Annotated in this window: 1 protein-coding gene; it reads left to right on the top strand. The window is 59.6% G+C overall.

Annotated elements, in window-relative coordinates; translation table 11 throughout:
* Positions 1-270 (top strand): secretin N-terminal domain-containing protein (locus tag ACPYOI_RS36310; protein ID WP_481424205.1); only part of this gene is annotated, 270 nt, incomplete at both ends.

Below are 270 nucleotides of genomic sequence, written 5' to 3'. Positions count from 1 at the left end.
GTATGAGCAGAGTGTCGCCGAGGCCCGCATCAAGGCCGAAGACACTGCCGAGCTGGTCACTGACTACATTCCGATCAGCTACGGCAAGGCGCAGGACATCGCCAAGCTGCTGACTCAGGGCAGCATGGGTAGTACTAGTGGCGGCGGCGCCGGTAACGCAAGTCGTGGTTTCCTGTCCTCGCGCGGTAGCGTGTCCTTTGACGAACGCACCAATACGCTGCTCGTCAACGACAACCCGCAGAAAATCCGTGAATTGCGCGATCTGATCGC

It is taken from the genome of Rhizobium sp. SVR5-2C, assembly GCF_056755115.1.
Note: the sequence above shows the minus strand (reverse complement) of the source record. Positions and strands in the feature narration are given on the sequence as shown.